This window comes from Pseudomonas sp. PDM21, assembly GCF_014852505.2.
GTDB lineage: Bacteria > Pseudomonadota > Gammaproteobacteria > Pseudomonadales > Pseudomonadaceae > Pseudomonas.
In genome coordinates, this window is the sequence record NZ_CM181223.1 from 5,081,196 (window position 1) to 5,098,123 (window position 16,928).

At 65.7% G+C, this 16,928-nt stretch carries 15 protein-coding genes; 5 read left to right on the plus strand and 10 right to left on the minus strand.

The features are described from left to right. Positions 1–114 precede the first annotated feature (114 nt). Both ctpM and fadD1 read right to left on the minus strand, forming a co-directional pair. Positions 115–1,845, minus strand: coding sequence for a methyl-accepting chemotaxis protein CtpM (gene ctpM, locus IB275_RS23435; RefSeq protein ID WP_494514418.1), 1,731 nt, complete (start codon positions 1,843–1,845; stop codon positions 115–117). Between the two features lie 39 nt (positions 1,846–1,884). Continuing rightward, entirely contained in the window at positions 1,885–3,570 is a 1,686-nt protein-coding gene (gene fadD1 / locus IB275_RS23440; protein ID WP_192291466.1) for a long-chain-fatty-acid--CoA ligase FadD1, read from the minus strand. Between the two features lie 444 nt (positions 3,571–4,014). Between fadD1 and IB275_RS23445 the strand changes: the two genes are divergently transcribed. After that, positions 4,015–4,251, plus strand: coding sequence for an HP1242/YdcH family protein (locus IB275_RS23445; RefSeq protein WP_192291468.1), 237 nt, complete (start codon positions 4,015–4,017; stop codon positions 4,249–4,251). Between the two features lie 79 nt (positions 4,252–4,330). Here the strand turns inward: IB275_RS23445 and fadD2 are convergent, their stop codons facing one another. Further along, positions 4,331–6,019: a long-chain-fatty-acid--CoA ligase FadD2 gene (fadD2, locus tag IB275_RS23450; protein WP_138215374.1), complete on the minus strand. Its 1,689-nt coding sequence runs from the start codon at positions 6,017–6,019 to the stop codon at positions 4,331–4,333. A 306-nt stretch (positions 6,020–6,325) separates the two neighbouring features. Between fadD2 and IB275_RS23455 the strand changes: the two genes are divergently transcribed. The 3 genes from IB275_RS23455 (at position 6,326) to IB275_RS23465 (ending at position 9,064) form a co-directional block, all read left to right on the plus strand. Beyond that, positions 6,326–7,279: an alpha/beta hydrolase gene (locus tag IB275_RS23455; protein WP_192291470.1), complete on the plus strand. Its 954-nt coding sequence runs from the start codon at positions 6,326–6,328 to the stop codon at positions 7,277–7,279. Beyond that, positions 7,276–7,746, plus strand: coding sequence for a MaoC family dehydratase (locus tag IB275_RS23460; RefSeq protein ID WP_138215376.1), 471 nt, complete (start codon positions 7,276–7,278; stop codon positions 7,744–7,746). The genes IB275_RS23455 and IB275_RS23460 overlap by 4 nt, the downstream gene beginning before the upstream one ends. A 142-nt stretch (positions 7,747–7,888) precedes the next feature. Beyond that, the gene (locus IB275_RS23465) at positions 7,889–9,064 is read left to right on the plus strand and encodes an MFS transporter (RefSeq protein ID WP_192291472.1); all 1,176 of its coding nucleotides are present in this window, start codon (positions 7,889–7,891) and stop codon (positions 9,062–9,064) included. Here the strand turns inward: IB275_RS23465 and IB275_RS23470 are convergent. The 7 genes from IB275_RS23470 to IB275_RS23500 all read right to left on the minus strand — a co-directional run bounded on the left by IB275_RS23470 (position 9,048) and on the right by IB275_RS23500 (position 13,708). Further along, positions 9,048–9,902, minus strand: coding sequence for an efflux RND transporter periplasmic adaptor subunit (locus tag IB275_RS23470; RefSeq protein ID WP_192291474.1), 855 nt, complete (start codon positions 9,900–9,902; stop codon positions 9,048–9,050). The two genes, IB275_RS23465 and IB275_RS23470, sit on opposite strands and share 17 nt — an antisense overlap. Before the next feature lie 13 nt (positions 9,903–9,915). After that, positions 9,916–10,125 (minus strand): DUF1656 domain-containing protein, encoded by a 210-nt coding sequence (locus tag IB275_RS23475; protein WP_037010214.1) that lies wholly within the window; start codon positions 10,123–10,125, stop codon positions 9,916–9,918. Next, positions 10,112–12,100 (minus strand): FUSC family protein, encoded by a 1,989-nt coding sequence (locus IB275_RS23480; protein WP_192291476.1) that lies wholly within the window; start codon positions 12,098–12,100, stop codon positions 10,112–10,114. The genes IB275_RS23475 and IB275_RS23480 overlap by 14 nt, the downstream gene beginning before the upstream one ends. Before the next feature lie 182 nt (positions 12,101–12,282). Next, on the minus strand, positions 12,283–12,393 hold the full coding sequence (gene ccoM, locus IB275_RS23485; RefSeq protein ID WP_277873429.1) for a cytochrome c oxidase subunit CcoM: 111 nt from the start codon (positions 12,391–12,393) through the stop codon (positions 12,283–12,285). Between the two features lie 203 nt (positions 12,394–12,596). Continuing rightward, complete coding sequence (locus IB275_RS23490) at positions 12,597–12,758, minus strand: hypothetical protein (protein WP_088419735.1); 162 nt, start codon at positions 12,756–12,758, stop codon at positions 12,597–12,599. Then, the gene (locus IB275_RS23495; RefSeq protein ID WP_192291478.1) at positions 12,755–13,354 is read right to left on the minus strand and encodes an alpha-ketoglutarate-dependent dioxygenase AlkB family protein; all 600 of its coding nucleotides are present in this window, start codon (positions 13,352–13,354) and stop codon (positions 12,755–12,757) included. Before IB275_RS23495 ends, IB275_RS23490 begins: the two co-directional genes overlap by 4 nt. 48 nt (positions 13,355–13,402) lie before the next feature. Continuing rightward, positions 13,403–13,708 carry an aspartate-semialdehyde dehydrogenase gene (locus IB275_RS23500; protein WP_081515872.1) on the minus strand — a complete coding sequence of 102 codons (306 nt, stop codon included), beginning with the start codon at positions 13,706–13,708 and terminating at the stop codon, positions 13,403–13,405. A gap of 226 nt (positions 13,709–13,934) precedes the next feature. Between IB275_RS23500 and rapA the strand changes: the two genes are divergently transcribed. Further along, positions 13,935–16,787, plus strand: a complete 2,853-nt coding sequence (gene rapA / locus IB275_RS23505) for an RNA polymerase-associated protein RapA (RefSeq protein WP_192291480.1) — start codon at positions 13,935–13,937, stop codon at positions 16,785–16,787. Positions 16,788–16,928: the final 141 nt, after the last annotated feature.

The following is a 16,928-nucleotide window of genomic DNA, read 5'->3' on the forward strand; positions in this document are numbered from 1 at the left end:
TCCCTGGAATGGGCTGTCATGGCGACAATTCGGGAATTGTCGCAAAAGACCGGCACGGGCCGCCAATCCGATTGCTTGGCGACCCGGTTTGGCGGGGCGTTGCGCCCCGCCGGATCAGATGCGGAACTGGCCGACCAGCTGGCGCAGGCGCTCTCCCAGTCCGTTCAGTTCGGTCGCGGTGCGCGCGCCCTTGGCCGCGTCGTCCGCCACGCTGTCCACGCCCCCGGCAATCTGGTGCACGCTGCGGTTGATCTCCTCGGCCACCGCGGTCTGCTCCTCGGCGGCGCTGGCGATCTGCGCGTTCATCGAGTTGATGGTGCCGATCAGCTGGGCGATGGCATCCAGCGACTGGCCGGCCTGGTTCGCCTGGCCACGGGTGCGCTCGGCCATGTCGCTGGCGCGCTGCATGGCACTCACCGAGCCTTCCGTGGTGCCGCGCAGGCGGTCGATCATCTGCTGGATTTCCCCGGTGCTCTGCTGGGTGCGGCTGGCCAGGGCGCGGACTTCGTCGGCGACCACGGCGAAACCACGTCCGGCCTCGCCGGCACGGGCGGCTTCGATGGCGGCGTTGAGCGCCAGCAGGTTGGTCTGCTCGGCAATGGAGCGGATCACTTCCAGCACGCCGACGATGCCCTGAACATCCTGGCGCAGGGTGTCGAGGGAGTCGCTGCTGCTGCGCACCTCGCCCGCCAGGTCGTTGATCTGCGCGACGCACAGGTCCACTTCGCGCTTGGCCGCCTGGCCTTCGCGATCGGTCTGCTGGGCGGCATCGGCCGCCTGTTGCGCGCTGCGCGCCACTTCCTGGGCGGCGGCGGTCATCTCGTTGATGGCGGTGGCGACCTGGTCGGTCTCGTGGCGCTGGCCATCCATCGCGCGCTCGGAGCGCTGCGCCTGCTGGGCCACGTCGCCCACCAGCCCGGACAACTGCTGGGTGGTACCGGCGACCTGCTGGACCAGTACGTGGATCTTCTCGACGAAGCGGTTGAACGAGCCGGCCAGCTCGCCCAGCTCGTCATGGCGACCGAGGTTCAGGCGGTGAGTCAGGTTGCCGTCTCCGGCGGCCATGTCGTCGAGGTTGTCGCGCACCTGCACGATGGGCTGGACGATGGTGCGGCTGAACAGCCCGGCGAGCACGCCGATCACCACCAGCAGCGCCAGCGCCGCGCCGCCCATGAGCAGCAGCAGGTTGTCGATCTTGGCGTCGAAGGCGGCGCCGGCCTCCTTCACTTCACGCTCGACGTCGTCGAGGTTCAGCGAGGTGCCGAACACCAGGTTCCACTTGGGCAGGAAGTGCGCATAGCCGATCTTCGGCACGATGGCGTTGCCGCCCGGCAGCGTGAAGCTGTAGCGCACGTAATGCTGGCCACTCTGGCCCGCCGCCACCAGTTCGCGGATGGCGTAGACGCCATTGGGATCGCGATAGGTGCTGAAGTCCTCGCCCAGGCGCTCGTCGCTGGTGCCCTGGAAGACGCGAACGGAGCGGGTGTCGTAGCCCCAGAAGTAGCCGCCCTTGCCGTATTCGAGACGTTTGAGGATCGCGATGCCCTGTTCGCGCGCCTGGGCATCACCCTGGGTAGCGGCCTGGTAGACCGGGCCAATGGCGGCCAGCGCCACGTCGACGAAGTTCTTCAACTGGGCTTCGCGGTCCTGGGTGAGGTTCTCGCGGATCTGCGCTTCCTGCTGGCTCGCCAGCTGCTTCAGGGCAACGGTGGAAATGGCACACAACAGCAGGGTCAGGAGGAGGATCGGCACGATGGCCAGGAGCAGGACCTTGGCGCGCAAACGGAGGGCAGTGTTCAAGGCGTTCACCTCAGGCAGATAAGGGACATGGCTTCCTTGCCCCATCAAAAAACCCGCCTTGCGGCGGGTTTCTTATCTATCGGCTCAGGCCCTGATCTTCTTGAGCTCTTCGTCGCGCAATTCGCGGCGCAGGATCTTGCCGACGTTGGTGGTCGGCAGGCTGTCGCGGAACTCCACGGACTTGGGACGCTTGTAGCCGGTGAGGTTGTCGTGCATGTGCTGCATGACTTGCTCCTTGGTCAGGGTGACGCCCGGCTTGGACACCACGAAGACCTTGATCGCCTCGCCGGACTTCTCGTCCGGGATGCCAATGGCGGCGCACTGCAGCACGCCCGGCAGGGTGGCGAGCACGTCTTCCAGCTCGTTGGGGTACACGTTGAAGCCCGACACCAGGATCATGTCCTTCTTGCGGTCGACGATACGCATGTAGCCGTCTTCCTGGATGATCGCGATGTCGCCGGTACGCAGCCAGCCGGCCTTGTCGAGGATCTCGTCGGTGGCTTCCTGGCGCTGCCAGTAGCCCTTCATCACCTGCGGGCCCTTGACGCACAGCTCGCCGCGCTCGCCCAGCGGCAGGTCCTGGCCGTCATCGCTGATGACCTTGCACTGGGTCGACGGAACCGGGATACCGATGGTGCCGATCTGGATGTTCTGGAACGGGTTCACCGAGACCACCGGGCTGGTTTCGGTCATGCCGTAACCTTCGCAGATGGCGCAGCCGGTGACGTCCTTCCAGCGCTCGGCAGCGGCCTGTTGCAGGGCCATGCCGCCGGAGAGGGTCAGCTTCAGTGCGGAGAAGTCCAGCTTGCGGAAGCCTTCGTTGTTGCACAGGCCGACGAACAGGGTGTTCAGGCCGACGAAGCCGGTGAACTTCCACTGCGAGAGTTCCTTGACCATGCTGGCCAGGTCGCGCGGGTTGGTCACCAGGATGTTGTGGTTGCCGGTGAGCATCATCGCCATGCAATGGAAGGTGAAGGCGTAGATGTGGTACAGCGGCAGCGGGGTGATGAGGATCTCGCAACCTTCATTGAGGTTGGCGCCCATCAGTGCCTTGCACTGCAGCATGTTGGCGACCAGGTTGCGGTGGGTCAGCATCGCGCCCTTGGCCACGCCGGTGGTGCCACCGGTGTACTGCAGCACGGCGACGTCGTCGTTGTGCGGCGAGACTTCCTTCACCGCCTTGCCACGGCCCTTGGCCAGGACATCGGTGAGCTTCTGCGCATTGGGGATGTTGTAGGCCGGAACCATCTTCTTGATGTTCTTGACCACGAAATTGACGATGAAGCGCTTGAGCGGCGGCAGCATGTCACCCACTTCGGTGACGATGACGTTGCGGATGCCGGTCTTGGGCAGCACTTCCTCGGCCAGGTGCGCCATGTTCGCCAGGCACACCAGCGCCTTGGCGCCGGAGTCGTTGAACTGGTGCTCCATTTCCCGCGCGGTGTAAAGCGGGTTGGTGTTGACCACGACCAGGCCGGCGCGCATGGCGCCGAAGACCACGACCGGGTACTGGAGCACGTTGGGCAGCTGCACGGCGATGCGGTCGCCGGGCTTGAGATCGGTGTTCTGTTGCAGGTAGGCGGCGAAGTCCCCGGAGAGCTTGTACATCTCACCGTAGGTCAGGGTCTTGCCCAGGTTGCTGAAGGCAGGCTTGTCTGCAAAACGTTGGCAGGATTCTTTGAGTACCGCGAGGATGTTCGGGTACTGGTCAGCGTTGATCTCGGCAGCGATCCCCACTGGGTATTTGTCCTTCCAGAAATTGTCGGTCATGGAAGCCCACTCCTAAGCAACAGCTCATCTTTACCGCGTTCGCGGTTCTTTGTTGTGTTTATGTCGCTTTCCCCTGCTCGGGGAGCGAAAAGCGGGCCGAGATTAGCAGCTTTGAGAAACAGCGACCAGCACCAAACACAGCCTTGTCAGTAAGAAAAATGACCAGAGACAGGCTTTCTGGTCACCATCGCTCCACTCGTCGGAAAAGCCCGTGCCAGAAGGCTCGCAGCCTTGTTGGATTGTCCGACAAAGTGGATTTCAGAGAAATGAAACCGGAAAAAAGAACGGAAAGTGCTCCTCGGACCGGTCGCCGTGACAGGGTATATCGTCGGAGTTCGATCAGGCGATTTCGCCCTGCCCCACGCGGCGTCTTCAATGATCTGCCTCAACACTCTCCGGGTCGGGATCTCGCAAAGTGCTGGTGCACTCTCCTGGAGAACCCTCATGTTTCCCGAATACCGCGAAAAGATTACCCGCCTGAAAGCTGAAGACCCGCATTTCGCCAGGCTCTTCCATAGCCACAACGATCTCGACCAGGAGATCAAGAACATGGAAGCCGGCATCACCCCTGCCTCCCACGACGCCATCGAGGCGCTGAAGAAGCAGAAGCTGCAGCTCAAGGACGATCTCTACGAAATCCTGCGCAAGAAAGACGGCTGCTGCGGCGGCTGTGGTGGTTGAGCGGCCCCGGCCAACAATCCGTCACCCATAAAAAAGGGGGCTGATCGTGGATCAGCCCCCTTTTTCATTCACGCTCGCCTCAGGCGGTTTCGCGCAGCTCGCGGCGCAGGATCTTGCCCACCGGCGTCATCGGCAAGGCATCCTTGAGCACGATGTGCTTGGGCACCTTGTAGCCGGTGAAGTTTTCCTTGCAGTAGGCCTTGAGCTCCTCGACGGTCACACCGCCCTCGCGGGCCACCACGAACAGCTTCACGGCCTCGCCGGATTTCTCGTCCGGCACGCCGACGGCCGCGCAGTTGGCGACTTTCGGGTGGGCCATGACCACGTCCTCGATCTCGTTGGGGTAGACGTTGAAGCCGGAGACGATGATCAGGTCCTTCTTGCGGTCGACGATGCGGGTGAAGCCGTCCGGGTCGATCACCGCGATGTCGCCGGTGCGCAGCCAACCTTCGGCATCCAGGACCTCGGCGGTGGCGTCCGGGCGCTGCCAGTAGCCCTTCATGACCTGCGGGCCCTTCACGCACAGCTCGCCGCGCTCGCCCAGACCGACGTCGTTGCCGTCGTCGTCGATGACTTTCAGCGCGGTGCCCGGCACCGGCAGGCCGACGGTGCCCAGGCGCGCGGCATCACCGTAGGGGTTGGTGCTGACCACCGGGGAAGTTTCGGTGAGGCCGTAGCCTTCCACCACGGTGCAACCAGTCATGGCCTTCCAGCGCTCAGCGGTGGCGGTGACCAGCGCGGTGCCGCCGGAGTTGGTGACCTTCAGGTTGGAGAAGTCCAGCTCCTTGAATTCCGGGCGGTCCATCAGGGCGACGAACAGGGTGTTCAGGCCCAGCAGCGCGGAGAAGCGCCACTTCTTCAGCTCCTTGATGAAGCCGGGAATGTCGCGCGGGTTGCTGATCAGCACGTTGTGGTTGCCGTTGACCATCATGCACATGCAGTTCGCGGTGAAGGCATAGATGTGGTACAGCGGCAGCGGCGCGATCATCACCTCGTTGCCGACCTGCATCAGCGGCTTGCCGTCCGGGCCGTGCTGCTGCAGACAGGCGTGCACCTGCTGCATGTTCGCCACCAGGTTGCCGTGGGTAAGCATGGCGCCCTTGGCCACGCCGGTGGTGCCGCCGGTGTACTGCAACACCGCGATGTCTTCCAGGCCGACCTTGACCGGCTGCAGGCCATGGCCACGGCCCTGGCGCAGGGCGGCCTTGAAGGAGACGGCCTGGGGCAGGTTGTACTCCGGCACCATCTTCTTCACGTGCTTGACCACGGTGTTGACCAGCAGCCCTTTGAGCGCGGGCTGCAGGTCGCCCATCTGCGCCTCGATCAGGTATTCGATGCCGGTATCGGGCAGCACTTCCTGCACCAGCTTGCCGAACAGGTTCACGTAGACCAGCGCACGGGCGCCGGAATCCTTGAACTGGTGGCGCATTTCGCGGGCGGTGTAGAGCGGGTTGGTGTTGACCACAATGAGGCCGGCGCGCAGGGCGCCGAACACGGCGATGGGGTATTGCAGGATGTTCGGCATCTGCACGGCGATGCGGTCGCCGGGCTTGAGATCGGTGTGCTTCTGCAGGTAGGCGCCGAAGGCGGCGGACAGGCGGTCCAGCTCGGCGTAGGTCAGGGTCACGCCCATGTTGCTGAAGGCCGGACGGTCGGCGAATTTCTTGCAGGAGCGCTCGAAGACTTCCACCACCGATTTGTAGGCGGTCAGGTCAATGTCGCTGGGCACGCCGGCCGGGCGTTTGTCGTTCCAGAAATCAGGTTGCATTTATTCTTGTCCTCATACCTGAGCGAAACCGAACCGTCATTGCGGTCATTCGACGGAAGCTAGCAGTTCCTTTGGTCATCGCAAAGACTCCAGGCGGCGTCATAGACTGCGTGAATCTTGCGCCACCATCCCGGCATGGCGCGGGATAGAGCCGACGGCCGCCTAGGACGGGACTTACACGACAACGGCCGTGTGCTGTCGGCAATCCATACAGGAGATGTCCCGGCGTGGCAGAATCGCCCCGTCTGGCCCGCTCCATGGCCCCATTCCAATAAGAATCGACGAACAAGAAACAGGATGGACCCCATGCCCTACGCCGCCTACTGGCTTGCCGCCAGCGACGAGACACCGCTCTACACCCGCCACTGGGCGCCGGAAGGCCCGTCCCGCGGCGCCCTGATGCTGTCCCACGGCATGGCCGAGCACGCCGGCCGCTACGAGCGCCTGGGGCTTGCGCTGAACGCAGCCGGCTACCACCTCTACGCCATCGACCAGCGCGGCCACGGCCGCACCGCCGAGAACGGCGAGCTAGGCCACTACGCCGACCGTGGGGGCTGGGGCAAGGTGATCGGCGACCTGCATACCCTGAATCAGCATGTGCGCGAGGAACACCCGGACCTGCCGATCATCCTGCTCGGCCACAGCATGGGCAGCTACATCGGCAGCGCCTACCTGATGCAGCACAGCGCCAGCGTGAAGGCGGCGGTGCTGTCCGGCTCCAACTACCAGCCGGTGGCGCTGTACAACAGCGCCCGCGTGATCGCCCGCTTCGAGCGCTGGCGCCAGGGCCCGCTGGGGCGCAGCGCGGTGATCGACTTCCTGTCCTTCGGCTCGTTCAACAAGGCCTTCAAACCCAACCGCACCGCCTTTGACTGGCTCAGCCGAGACCCCGTTGAAGCCGACAAATACGTCGCCGATCCGCTCTGCGGCTTCCGCTGCAGCAACCAGCTATGGGTGGACCTGCTCGGCGGTCTGGCGGATATAACGCCCGTCGAGCACCTGTCGCGCATCCGCAGCGACCTGCCGGTGATGGTGATCGGCGGTGAGCGCGACCCCGTGAGCCAGGGCAAGCGCCTGAACGATCTTGCCCAGGCGATGACCCGGGCCGGGGTTCGTGACGTCCAACTGAAGATTTATCCCGACGCTCGCCACGAGTTGTTCAACGAGAGCAACCGCGACGAGGTCACCCGCAACCTGATCGACTGGCTGGCGGCGCACTGCCCCGTCCCGCAGGTCGAGAGAACCGAGGAGCCCCTATGACTTCCGTGCAGAACGTCCCTTACGAAGAACTCGAAGTCGGCCAGAAGGCCAACTTCCAGCGCAGCGTCACCGAGCGTGACATCCAGTTGTTCGCCGAGGTCTCCGGCGACCGCAACCCGGTACACCTGGACGCCGAGTACGCCGCCACCACCCAGTTCAAGGAGCGCATCGCCCACGGCATGCTCACCGGCGCGCTGATCAGCGCAGCGATAGCCACCACCCTGCCCGGCCCGGGCACCATCTACCTCGGCCAGAACTTGAGCTTCACCCGCCCGGTGAAGCTCGGCGACGAACTGACAGTAGAGCTGGAAGTGCTGGAGAAACTGCCGAAGAACCGCGTGCGCATCAGCACCACCGTGCTCAATCAGGACGGCAAGGCCGTGGTCAAAGGCGAGGCCGAAGTCATGGCGCCGACCGAGAAGCTCAACATCGAACTGCCCGCCCTGCCGCCGATCACCATCGGCTGAGGCGCGTTCCGGGGCCGGCCGTCCGGCCCCGGAAACTTGTATACAGTTTCTCCCTCGACTACCCTGCCCCCGTCACACCACATCCATTTGGGATAACCGAAGGCTTCGTGCCCGAAACCCCTCACCGGGAATCGGAGCCGCCATGGACCTTCGACTGCTGTTGCTGTCCTTCTGCACCTTCGCCGCGGGCCTCGCCGAGGCCATCCTCACCGGCATCCTGCCCTCGCTCGCCGCCGATCTGCACGTCTCCCTCAGTCTCGCCGGGCAGCTCACCAGCCTGTTCTCCCTGAGCTTCGCCATCGCCGCGCCCTTGCTCGGCTGGCTCACCCGTGGCGCCGACTGCCGCCGGCTGCTGGTCATCACCCTGCTGGTATTCGCCGCGTTCAACGCGGGCGCTGCGCTGAGTCCCGGCTACGTTTCGCTGCTGCTGATGCGCATCGGCATGGCCGCCTGCTGCGGGCTGCTGATCATGCAGGCCAGCCTGCTGGCGGTGGAGCTGGCGCCGCCGGCCCAGCGCGGGCGCGCCATCGGCCTGATCTTCATGGGCATCAGCGGCTCGCTGGTGTTCGGCGTACCGGCCGGCGTGCTGGTCAATGACGGGTTCGGCTGGCGCTGGATCTTCGCCGCCATTGCCCTCTACTCGCTGCCGCTGGCCGCGCTGCTGCGGATCGCCCTGCCCCGCCGCTCGCTGGATAGCCCGGCCAATGGCGCGGCCTACCAGCGCCAGCTGCGCAACCCGGCGCTGAACCTGGCACAACTGGTGTCGATCCTGCTGCTGGGCGGGCACTTCACCCTGTTCGCCTACATCACCCCGTGGTTCCAGCAGGTCGCCGGGATCACCGACAGCCAGGGCATCGCGCTCACCCTGCTGCTGATCGGCCTGGCGGCCATCGGTGGCGGCTACCTGGGCGGCTGGCTGAGCGACCACCTCGGCCATCGCCGCGCGCTGCTGGTGGTGCCGGCGCTGTTCGCCCTGGCGATGCTGGCAATCCCGCTGAGCCTCGGCAACCCGTGGCTGCTGCTCGGTGCGCTGATGGTCTGGAGCACCATCAGCTGGATGATCTCGCCGGCGGTGCAGAGCTACCTGCTGGCCAGCGACCCGGTCAGCGGCAGCGCCGGGGTGGCGCTGAACACCTCGGCCATGCACCTGGGCGTGGCCCTCGGCGCAGCGCTGGGCGGTGCGGTGATCAGCCTGGCCGGCATCGCCTGGACGCCCTGGGTGGGCGTCTCGCTGGTCACCGCGTCGATCTTCTGCGCGTCCTTGTCCTGCTGGCTGCAGCGCGAGCGGGCAGACGCCCCGCTCACGGTTTTACGGTGACGCTGGCGGTCATGCCGGCGCTCAGATGTACGCCCTCGGGCACCTTGTCGAGGTGGATACGCACCGGGATGCGCTGGGCCAGGCGCACCCAGTTGAAGGTCGGTTCGACGTTGGCCAGCAGCTGGCTGTCGGGGATCGCGTTGCGGTCGGTGATGCCGCTGCTGATGCTTTCCACCGTGCCTTCGATGGCGATGTCGCCGCTCATCAGCACCACTCGCGCCGGCTGGCCGATGCGAATGCCGGGCAACTTGGTTTCCTCGAAGTAGGCGGTGACATAGAAGGACTTCTGATCCACCAGCGCCATCATCGCCTGGCCGGCCTGCACATAGTTGCCCTGGGCCAGCCGCAGGTTGGTGATCTGCCCGTCGCGCGGGGCGCGCATCTCGCTGCGAGTCAGGTTCAGTTGTGCCAGGCGCACCTGGGCCTGTGCCTCGTCGTATTCGCTCTTGGCGATGGAAGCATTGATCTGCGCGGTTTCCTTGTCCTCCGCGCTGATCGCCGCGATGCCCAGCTTGCTGCGCCGCGAAGCCTCGCTCACGCGCAGCAGGTACTGCTGGTGCCGGGTCTCGGCCAGGGCCTTGGCCTGCTCCAGGTTCGCCGCGTAGCGCTCGTGGTCAATGCGCATGATCAGGTCGCCAGCCTTGACCTGCTGGTTGTCCTGCACGGCGAGGTCGGTGACCCAGCCGGAAACGTCCGGAGCTATCACCACCACGTCGGCACGCACGCGCGCATCTCGGGTCCAGGGCGACAGCATGTAGTAGCGCCACAGCCAGGTACCGGCCAGGACGGCGGCAATGACCAGGACGATGGTGACGGTTACGCGAAGGTATCCGCGCATACAGCTTCTCCTCTCAAGGCGCTGCGCTGAGCGCCCAGGTGATGGCGCAGAGAATCAGCACGAACAACGCGCAGTCGAACAGCGCCTCGTGCCAGATCCAGCGCCCGAAGGGGGTGGCCTGCAGCAGCAGGCGCAATACGACCGTCAGGCCCAGGGCAAGCACCGCATAGATGAACAGCGGGCTCAGGAACACTCCGCCCCAGCCGAACTCATGCAGTCCCATTGGCGTCCTCCAGACGGCACCACTGGCGCCAGGTATGGCGCAATTGCGCCAGCGCGGCACGGGCCAGGCGGTTGGGTTCGTTGTCGCCCTGCAGATCGTGCGCGAGGGCTTCTTCCAGAGGCGGGCAGAGGCTTTCCAGGCGCTGCTCGCGCCCGCCTCCGGGGCCTTTTTCCAGCACGCTGCCCAGCGCGCCGAGGAACTGGTCGCGCCGCTTGCGCAACTGCCCCTGGGCGCCGCTGAGGCAGGAACGCAGATGGATCAGCTCGTTGCCCAGGTCCAGCGCCAACAGACCATCCTGCCAGCGCCGCTGCTCCTCCTTCGGCAACAGGGTGTAGTGCCGCGCCAGGCGGATCAGGCGGTCGGCCATGCGCCCGCCGAACCAGCTCTCGGCTTCGGCCAGCGGCCGCCGGGTCAGGCGTCCGAGGTCTTCGCAGGTGGCCTGGATCAGCCGCCGGTTGAGCCAGTCCGCCGGCAGCGTGAGCAGGCGGAACACCAGCACGGCGAAGCCGACGCCGATGACGATGCCCTGCGCCGAATTGAGCAGGTTGGCCAGGTCGTACTTCATCACGTTGCTCGGCGCCACCAGGGTGATGAAGTGGATCGAGAAGGACGTCGCCGTACCCGCCAGCGCCGGCGTGGCCATGCCCAGCAGGGCGAAGAACAGCGGCACGCCCAGCGCCAGGCAGAGCAGCGGGAAACCGTTCCACTGTGGCAGCAGCCATTGGCTGACGATGGCGGCCGCCGGAATCGCGTAGAGGATGCCGCGCAGGAAGCCCAGGCCGATGGTGACGGCGTTGTCGCGGTTGGCGAACAGGCTGCAGATTACCGCCGCGAGCAACATGCCGCCGGTAGCCGCCGGCCAGGCGGTGGCCATCCAGAAGGCCGACATTCCCAGCAGCGCCAGCGCGCTGCGCAGGCCATAGAACAGCGCCATGAGCCAGTCGCGGTGCCAGGACAGGGTGCCGGTGGCGACATCGTCCACCCGCCCGTCCGCCACCGCGCGCATAGTCTTCTCCGAGTTCAGCGCCTTGAGCAGCAGCAGCGCGCAGCGGGTCAGGCAGTAGCGCAGGTCGTTGGAGTAGCTTTCATTCAGGCCGGCCTCCTGCAACCGCTCCTGCAGCGAGCGCATGGCTTCGACTTGCGGGTCCTCCAGGGTAGCGCGCAGCTCCTCGAACCAGGGTTGCAGGCGCGCGCGGTCCTCGGCATCCAGCACGCTGCGCTGGCGGGCCACACCGCGTGCGGTGCGCAGCAGGCTGAGCAGGTCGCGGGAAAGAATCCGCAGCGCACGCGAACGCATCCGCCCGCGGTAGCCCTCGAACCAGGCGTGGTCACGCTGCACATCGACTTCGACGATCTTGCCCAGCGCCTGCAGCAGTCCCTTTATCTGCCGCGCGTCGGCATCGATCTCACTGCGCGCGGCCTGCATGCCGGTGAGCCAGGTGGCGTGGGCCTGCTTGTCCAGGTTGGCCTCGACGCGGCGCGGCCAGAGGATGGCGCTGACCGCCGAAGCGCAGAGAATCCCCAGGCAGATTTCCGTACTGCGCGCCACAGCCTGGTCGAAGACATCCAGCGGGTGACTGATTGCCGGCAGACCGATGATCGCCACGGTATAGCCCGATAGCACGAACGCGTAAGAGACGTGGTTGCGCAGGGAAGTGGAAGCGGCGGTACAGAGGCCGAGCCAAAGCGAGATGGCCAGCAGGAACAGCCAGGGCGTCTGGGCGAACAGCGCGAGCATCACCACCGACATGACCGTGCCGATCAGGGTCCCGATCAGCCGGAAGATGCCCTTGGCCACGACCATCCCCGACAACGGCTGGGACACGATGAACACCGTCATCAGCGCCCACTGCGGCTGCTCCAGGTCGAAACGGAAGGCGCACCAGAGCGCCAGGCCGCCGGCCAGGAGGGTCTTGATCGCGAATTTCAGCGCCAGCGTATCCGGCGCGAGGAATGCCTGTAGCGTAGGTCGCACGCGGTCTCTCGAAAGGGTCCGGATCTATCGCTTAAAGATAGCCGGCAACGGGGATGACGGAATCGTTGTCGATAATATTATTAGCAGGCTAACAATATGTCATCCCGACTTTCGTCGAGGCAAAAAAAACGGGCGACCTAAGTCGCCCGAAGTGCCTTGCGTGCTCTGTGTATCCGTAAGGATCAGCCCTTCTTGTGGCTGTCCTTCCAGATGAAAATTCCGACCCCACCGAAGAACAGAACCATGAGGCCAACGGTAAGGACGCCTGCGAGAACCACTTCGTCGATGAACATGATGCTGGCCTCCTGTTGCCTACATCGTCTGGGGATGTGTGCAGATTACCGGCGGCCGGGCGGGACCAATTGACCTGGATCAATGGTCGACCAGGCGCTTTCCGGGGAGGGCCGGAGCACTGACGCAGGTCAAGTTCCGGAGGGTGTCGGGTGCGGCGGGAAGCCGCGCAGAGCGGGGTCTTGCGGCCCTGGGAGGGGGTAAATCAGCGTTTCTTGGGCTTGCTCTTGCCCTTCTTGCGCGGCTTGCCCAGCGGCAGCGCCTGCTCGAAGGCCTTGCGCACGTCCTGCAGACGCTTTTCGTGCACGTCGTGGATGCGCTTGTCGCGCTCGGCGGTGAAGTCGATCAGCTTGTCGTCGTTGCTCATGGCAGGGCGTGCACCAGGCGGAAAGTCAGATTCAGGCGCGGAGCAACCGGACGGCGCGTCTTGGCAACCTGATGTTGCCAATAATGCTGTGTCGCGCCAGACATGACCAGCAGCGATCCGCCGGACAACTCGATGGAGTGTTCGATTGTGTTTCGCCCCTTGCGCCGCAGATCGAAGCGCCGCGTACCGCCAAGGTTCAGCGAGGCCACCACCGGGTTGCGCCCCAGTTCCGGCTCGTCGTCGCTGTGCCAGCCCATGGAGTCCTGGCCATCGCGGTAGTAGTTGAGCAGCACGCCGTTGAAACGCTGGCCGGCGGCCTGTTCCACCGCCGAGCGGATTTCCGCCAGCAGCGGCGTCCAGGGCAGCGGCGCGTGGGTCTGGCCGGAATAGGTATAGAAAGCCTCGGGATCGCCGTACCAGTTGACCAGGCGCGGCACCGGGTAATCGCGCCCGTGCAGGTGCACGATGGTCTGTTCCCAGGGCGTCTGTTCGAGCAATTGCTCCAGCCACTGGGCCGCGCGCGACGGCGGGCACCAGTCGGGGACCAGGCGCAGCTCGGCATCGGGGAGAAGGATCGGGGCGTCGTCGAACAGCATGGAAAGCTCAGGTACTCAGCAATGGGGCCAGTCTACTCCCCCGCCGCGTCAGACCTCGACATCGATCCACAGCCCCTTGCGCTGGGCGGCCTGCACGTCTTCGCCCAGTTCCTCGACTTCCTCCAGTTCCTCCAGCGCCTCGCCCTCGGGTGTACCGTCAGCGAGCTGGCGACGCTTGCGCCGGCGCTGGTATTCCTCGCGCAGCGCCTGCTCGTCAGGGCGACGCTCCAGCTCCACGCCGGCATTACCCGCGCTGGGTGCAGGCGGCGTCACCGGAGCGACATCCGGTCGCGGCTTGGGCACGTCCTGCTGGGCAGTGACGGGTGCCAGACTATGGGGAATGGGCGGCAGCATCGATGGTTCCTGGGGGCAAGCCCTGTGGAGAAGTGCGCTGACAAGTCCTCTGGTCAGGCTATCGGCCGGAGCGCCACAGACTTGAGTGCGCCTCGCTACACTTTCCACGATTCGTGATGAGTGCGCGCCTCCAACTGCTCTTGCCGATGATTCGGGCGACCGGAGGTGCCGACGGCCATCGCTGAACGCTGCGCGTTCCGGTACCATAGCCGGCTTTTTTTGGGAGGTGTCCATGGCGCAGTATCAACCCGGTCAACGCTGGATCAGCGACAGTGAAGCGGAACTCGGCCTGGGGACCATCCTGGCGCTGGACGGCCGCATGCTCACGGTGCTCTATCCCGCCACCGGTGATACCCGCCAGTACGCCGAGCGCAATGCGCCGCTGACCCGTGTGCGCTTCGCCCCGGGCGATCAGATCACCCATTTCGAAGGCTGGAAGATGACCGTCCGCGAAGTGGACGAGATCGACGGCCTGCTGATCTACCACGGCATCACCGCGCAGAACGAGCAGCACACCGTCCCGGAAACCCAGCTGTCGAACTTCATCCAGTTCCGCCTGGCCAGCGACCGCCTGTTCGCCGGGCAGATCGACCCGATGTCCTGGTTCGGCCTGCGCTACCACACCCTGGAACACCGTACCCGTCTGCTGCAGTCCTCCCTCTGGGGCTTGGGTGGCGCCCGCGCGCAACCCATCGCGCACCAGCTGCACATCGCCCGTGAAGTCGCCGACCGCATGGCGCCGCGCGTCCTGCTGGCCGACGAAGTGGGCCTGGGCAAGACCATCGAAGCGGGCCTGGTGATCCATCGCCAGCTGCTCTCCGGCCGCGCCAGCCGCGTGCTGATCCTGGTGCCGGAAAACCTGCAGCACCAGTGGCTGGTGGAAATGCGTCGGCGCTTCAACCTGGAAGTCGCGCTGTTCGACCGCGAGCGTTTCGTCGAGAGCGATGCCAGCAACCCCTTCGAAGACACCCAGCTGGCCCTGGTGGCACTGGAGTGGCTGCGCGAGGACGAGAAGGCCCAGGACGCGCTGTTCGCCGCCGAGTGGGACCTGCTGGTGGTCGACGAAGCCCACCACCTCGTGTGGCATCCGGAACAGGCCAGCCCCGAATACCAGCTGGTCGAGCAACTGTCCCAGGTCATCCCCGGCGTGCTGCTGCTCACTGCGACCCCGGAACAGCTCGGCCTGGACAGCCACTTCGCCCGTCTGCGCCTGCTCGACCCGGACCGTTTCCACGACCTGGAAGCCTTCCGCACCGAAAGCACCCAGTACCGCCCGGTCGCCGAAGCGGTGCAGGAGCTGGTGGACCAGGGCAGCCTCTCCCCCGCCGCTCGCCAGGCCATCCACGGCTTCCTCGGCAGCGCGGGCGACGAGCTGCTGGCCAGCGTCGAGGCCGGCAATGAAGACGCCCGCGCCCGCCTGGTACGCGAGCTGCTCGACCGCCACGGCACCGGCCGCGTGCTGTTCCGCAACACCCGCGCCGCCGTGCAGGGCTTCCCGGAGCGCCAGCTGCATCCCTACGTGCTGACCAACCCGATCGAGTACATGGAACTGCCGCTGGGCGAGCACCCGGACCTCTACCCGGAAGTCAGCTTCCAGGCCCAGGCCGAGGACGGCGACGAGAACGCCCGCTGGTGGCGCTTCGACCCGCGCGTCGACTGGCTGATCGACACCCTGAAGATGCTCAAGCAGTACAAGGTGCTGGTGATCTGCGCCCACGCCGAGACCGCCCTGGACCTGGGCGACGCGCTGCGCGTGAAGTCCGGCATCCCGGCCAGCGCGTTCCACGAGGGCATGAGCATCCTCGAGCGCGACCGCTCCGCCGCCTACTTCGCCGATGAAGAATTCGGCGCTCAGGTGCTGATCTGTTCGGAAATCGGCAGCGAAGGCCGCAACTTCCAGTTCGCCCATCACCTGGTGCTGTTCGACCTGCCGGCCCACCCGGACCAGCTGGAGCAGCGCATCGGCCGCCTCGACCGGATCGGCCAGAAGCACACCATCCAGATCCACGTGCCGCACCTGGAGAACAGTCCGCAGGAACGCCTGTTCCAGTGGTACCACCAGGCACTCAACGCCTTCCTCAATACCTGCCCCACCGGCAACGCCCTGCAGCATCGCTTCGGCCCGCGTCTGGTGGAACTGCTGGACGGCGGCGACGACGACGCCTTCGAGGCCCTGCTGGCCGAAGGCACCGCCGCCCGCGAAGCGTTGGAAGCCGAAATGCACAACGGCCGCGACCGCCTGCTGGAGCTGAACTCCGGCGGCGCTGGCGAGGGCGAGGCGCTGGTGGAAGAAATCGAGGAGCAGGACGACCAGTTCGCCCTGCCGATCTACATGGAGCGCCTGTTCGACACCTACGGCATCGACAGCGAGGACCACTCCGAGAACGCGCTGATCCTGCGCCCGAGCGAGAAGATGCTCGACGCCAGCTTCCCACTGGGCGACGACGAAGGCGTGACCGTCACCTACGACCGCGCCCAGGCCCTGGCCCGCGAAGACATGCAGTTCCTCACCTGGGAGCACCCCATGGTGCAGGGCGGCATGGACCTGGTGCTGTCCGGCTCGCTGGGCAACACCTCGGTGGCGCTGATCAAGAACAAGGCGCTCAAGCCCGGCACCGTGCTGCTGGAACTCCTGTTCGTCAGCGAAGCCGTGGCGCCGCGCAAGCTGCAGCTGGGCCGCTTCCTGCCGCCGGTGGCGCTGCGCTGCCTGATGGACGCCAACGGCAACGACCTGTCCTCGCGTGTGTCCTTCGAGACCCTGAACGACCAGCTGGAAAGCGTGCCGCGCGCCAGCGCCAACAAGTTCGTGCAGGCGCAGCGTGACGTGCTCGCCAAGCAGTTCGCCCAGGCCGAGACCAAGATCACCCCGCGCCATGCCGAGCGCGTCGAAGCGGCCCGCCAGCAGCTGACCGCGACCCTGGACGAGGAACTGGCGCGCCTGACCGCGCTCAAGGCCGTCAACCCCAGCGTCCGCGACAGCGAGCTGGACGCCCTGCGCAAGCAGCGCGACGACAGCCTGGCGCTGCTGGACAAGGCCTCCCTGCGCCTGGAAGCGATCCGCGTACTGGTCGCAGGCTGATCCCCGCCATCGCGCCATGAAGAAGCCGCCACCGGGCAACCGGTGGCGGCTTTTTTCATGCCTGGCCGGCGCGCCGGCCGACTTCGAAACACCCCGTTACGCCGCTCTATTCCCGGCACGATCGGACACACCGACTACCAT

What these genes read in the sequence shown, in the direction of transcription:
- ctpM (WP_494514418.1), bottom strand. Translation starts at nt 1,845, where the DNA reads ATGGGGCAAGGAAGCCATGTCCCTTATCTGCCTGAGGTGAACGCCTTG.
- fadD1 (WP_192291466.1), bottom strand. Translation starts at nt 3,570, where the DNA reads ATGACCGACAATTTCTGGAAGGACAAATACCCAGTGGGGATCGCTGCC.
- IB275_RS23445 (WP_192291468.1), top strand. Translation starts at nt 4,015, where the DNA reads ATGTTTCCCGAATACCGCGAAAAGATTACCCGCCTGAAAGCTGAAGAC.
- fadD2 (WP_138215374.1), bottom strand. Translation starts at nt 6,019, where the DNA reads ATGCAACCTGATTTCTGGAACGACAAACGCCCGGCCGGCGTGCCCAGC.
- IB275_RS23455 (WP_192291470.1), top strand. Translation starts at nt 6,326, where the DNA reads ATGCCCTACGCCGCCTACTGGCTTGCCGCCAGCGACGAGACACCGCTC.
- IB275_RS23460 (WP_138215376.1), top strand. Translation starts at nt 7,276, where the DNA reads ATGACTTCCGTGCAGAACGTCCCTTACGAAGAACTCGAAGTCGGCCAG.
- IB275_RS23465 (WP_192291472.1), top strand. Translation starts at nt 7,889, where the DNA reads ATGGACCTTCGACTGCTGTTGCTGTCCTTCTGCACCTTCGCCGCGGGC.
- IB275_RS23470 (WP_192291474.1), bottom strand. Translation starts at nt 9,902, where the DNA reads ATGCGCGGATACCTTCGCGTAACCGTCACCATCGTCCTGGTCATTGCC.
- IB275_RS23475 (WP_037010214.1), bottom strand. Translation starts at nt 10,125, where the DNA reads ATGGGACTGCATGAGTTCGGCTGGGGCGGAGTGTTCCTGAGCCCGCTG.
- ccoM (WP_277873429.1), bottom strand. Translation starts at nt 12,393, where the DNA reads ATGTTCATCGACGAAGTGGTTCTCGCAGGCGTCCTTACCGTTGGCCTC.
- IB275_RS23490 (WP_088419735.1), bottom strand. Translation starts at nt 12,758, where the DNA reads ATGAGCAACGACGACAAGCTGATCGACTTCACCGCCGAGCGCGACAAG.
- IB275_RS23495 (WP_192291478.1), bottom strand. Translation starts at nt 13,354, where the DNA reads ATGCTGTTCGACGACGCCCCGATCCTTCTCCCCGATGCCGAGCTGCGC.
- IB275_RS23500 (WP_081515872.1), bottom strand. Translation starts at nt 13,708, where the DNA reads ATGCTGCCGCCCATTCCCCATAGTCTGGCACCCGTCACTGCCCAGCAG.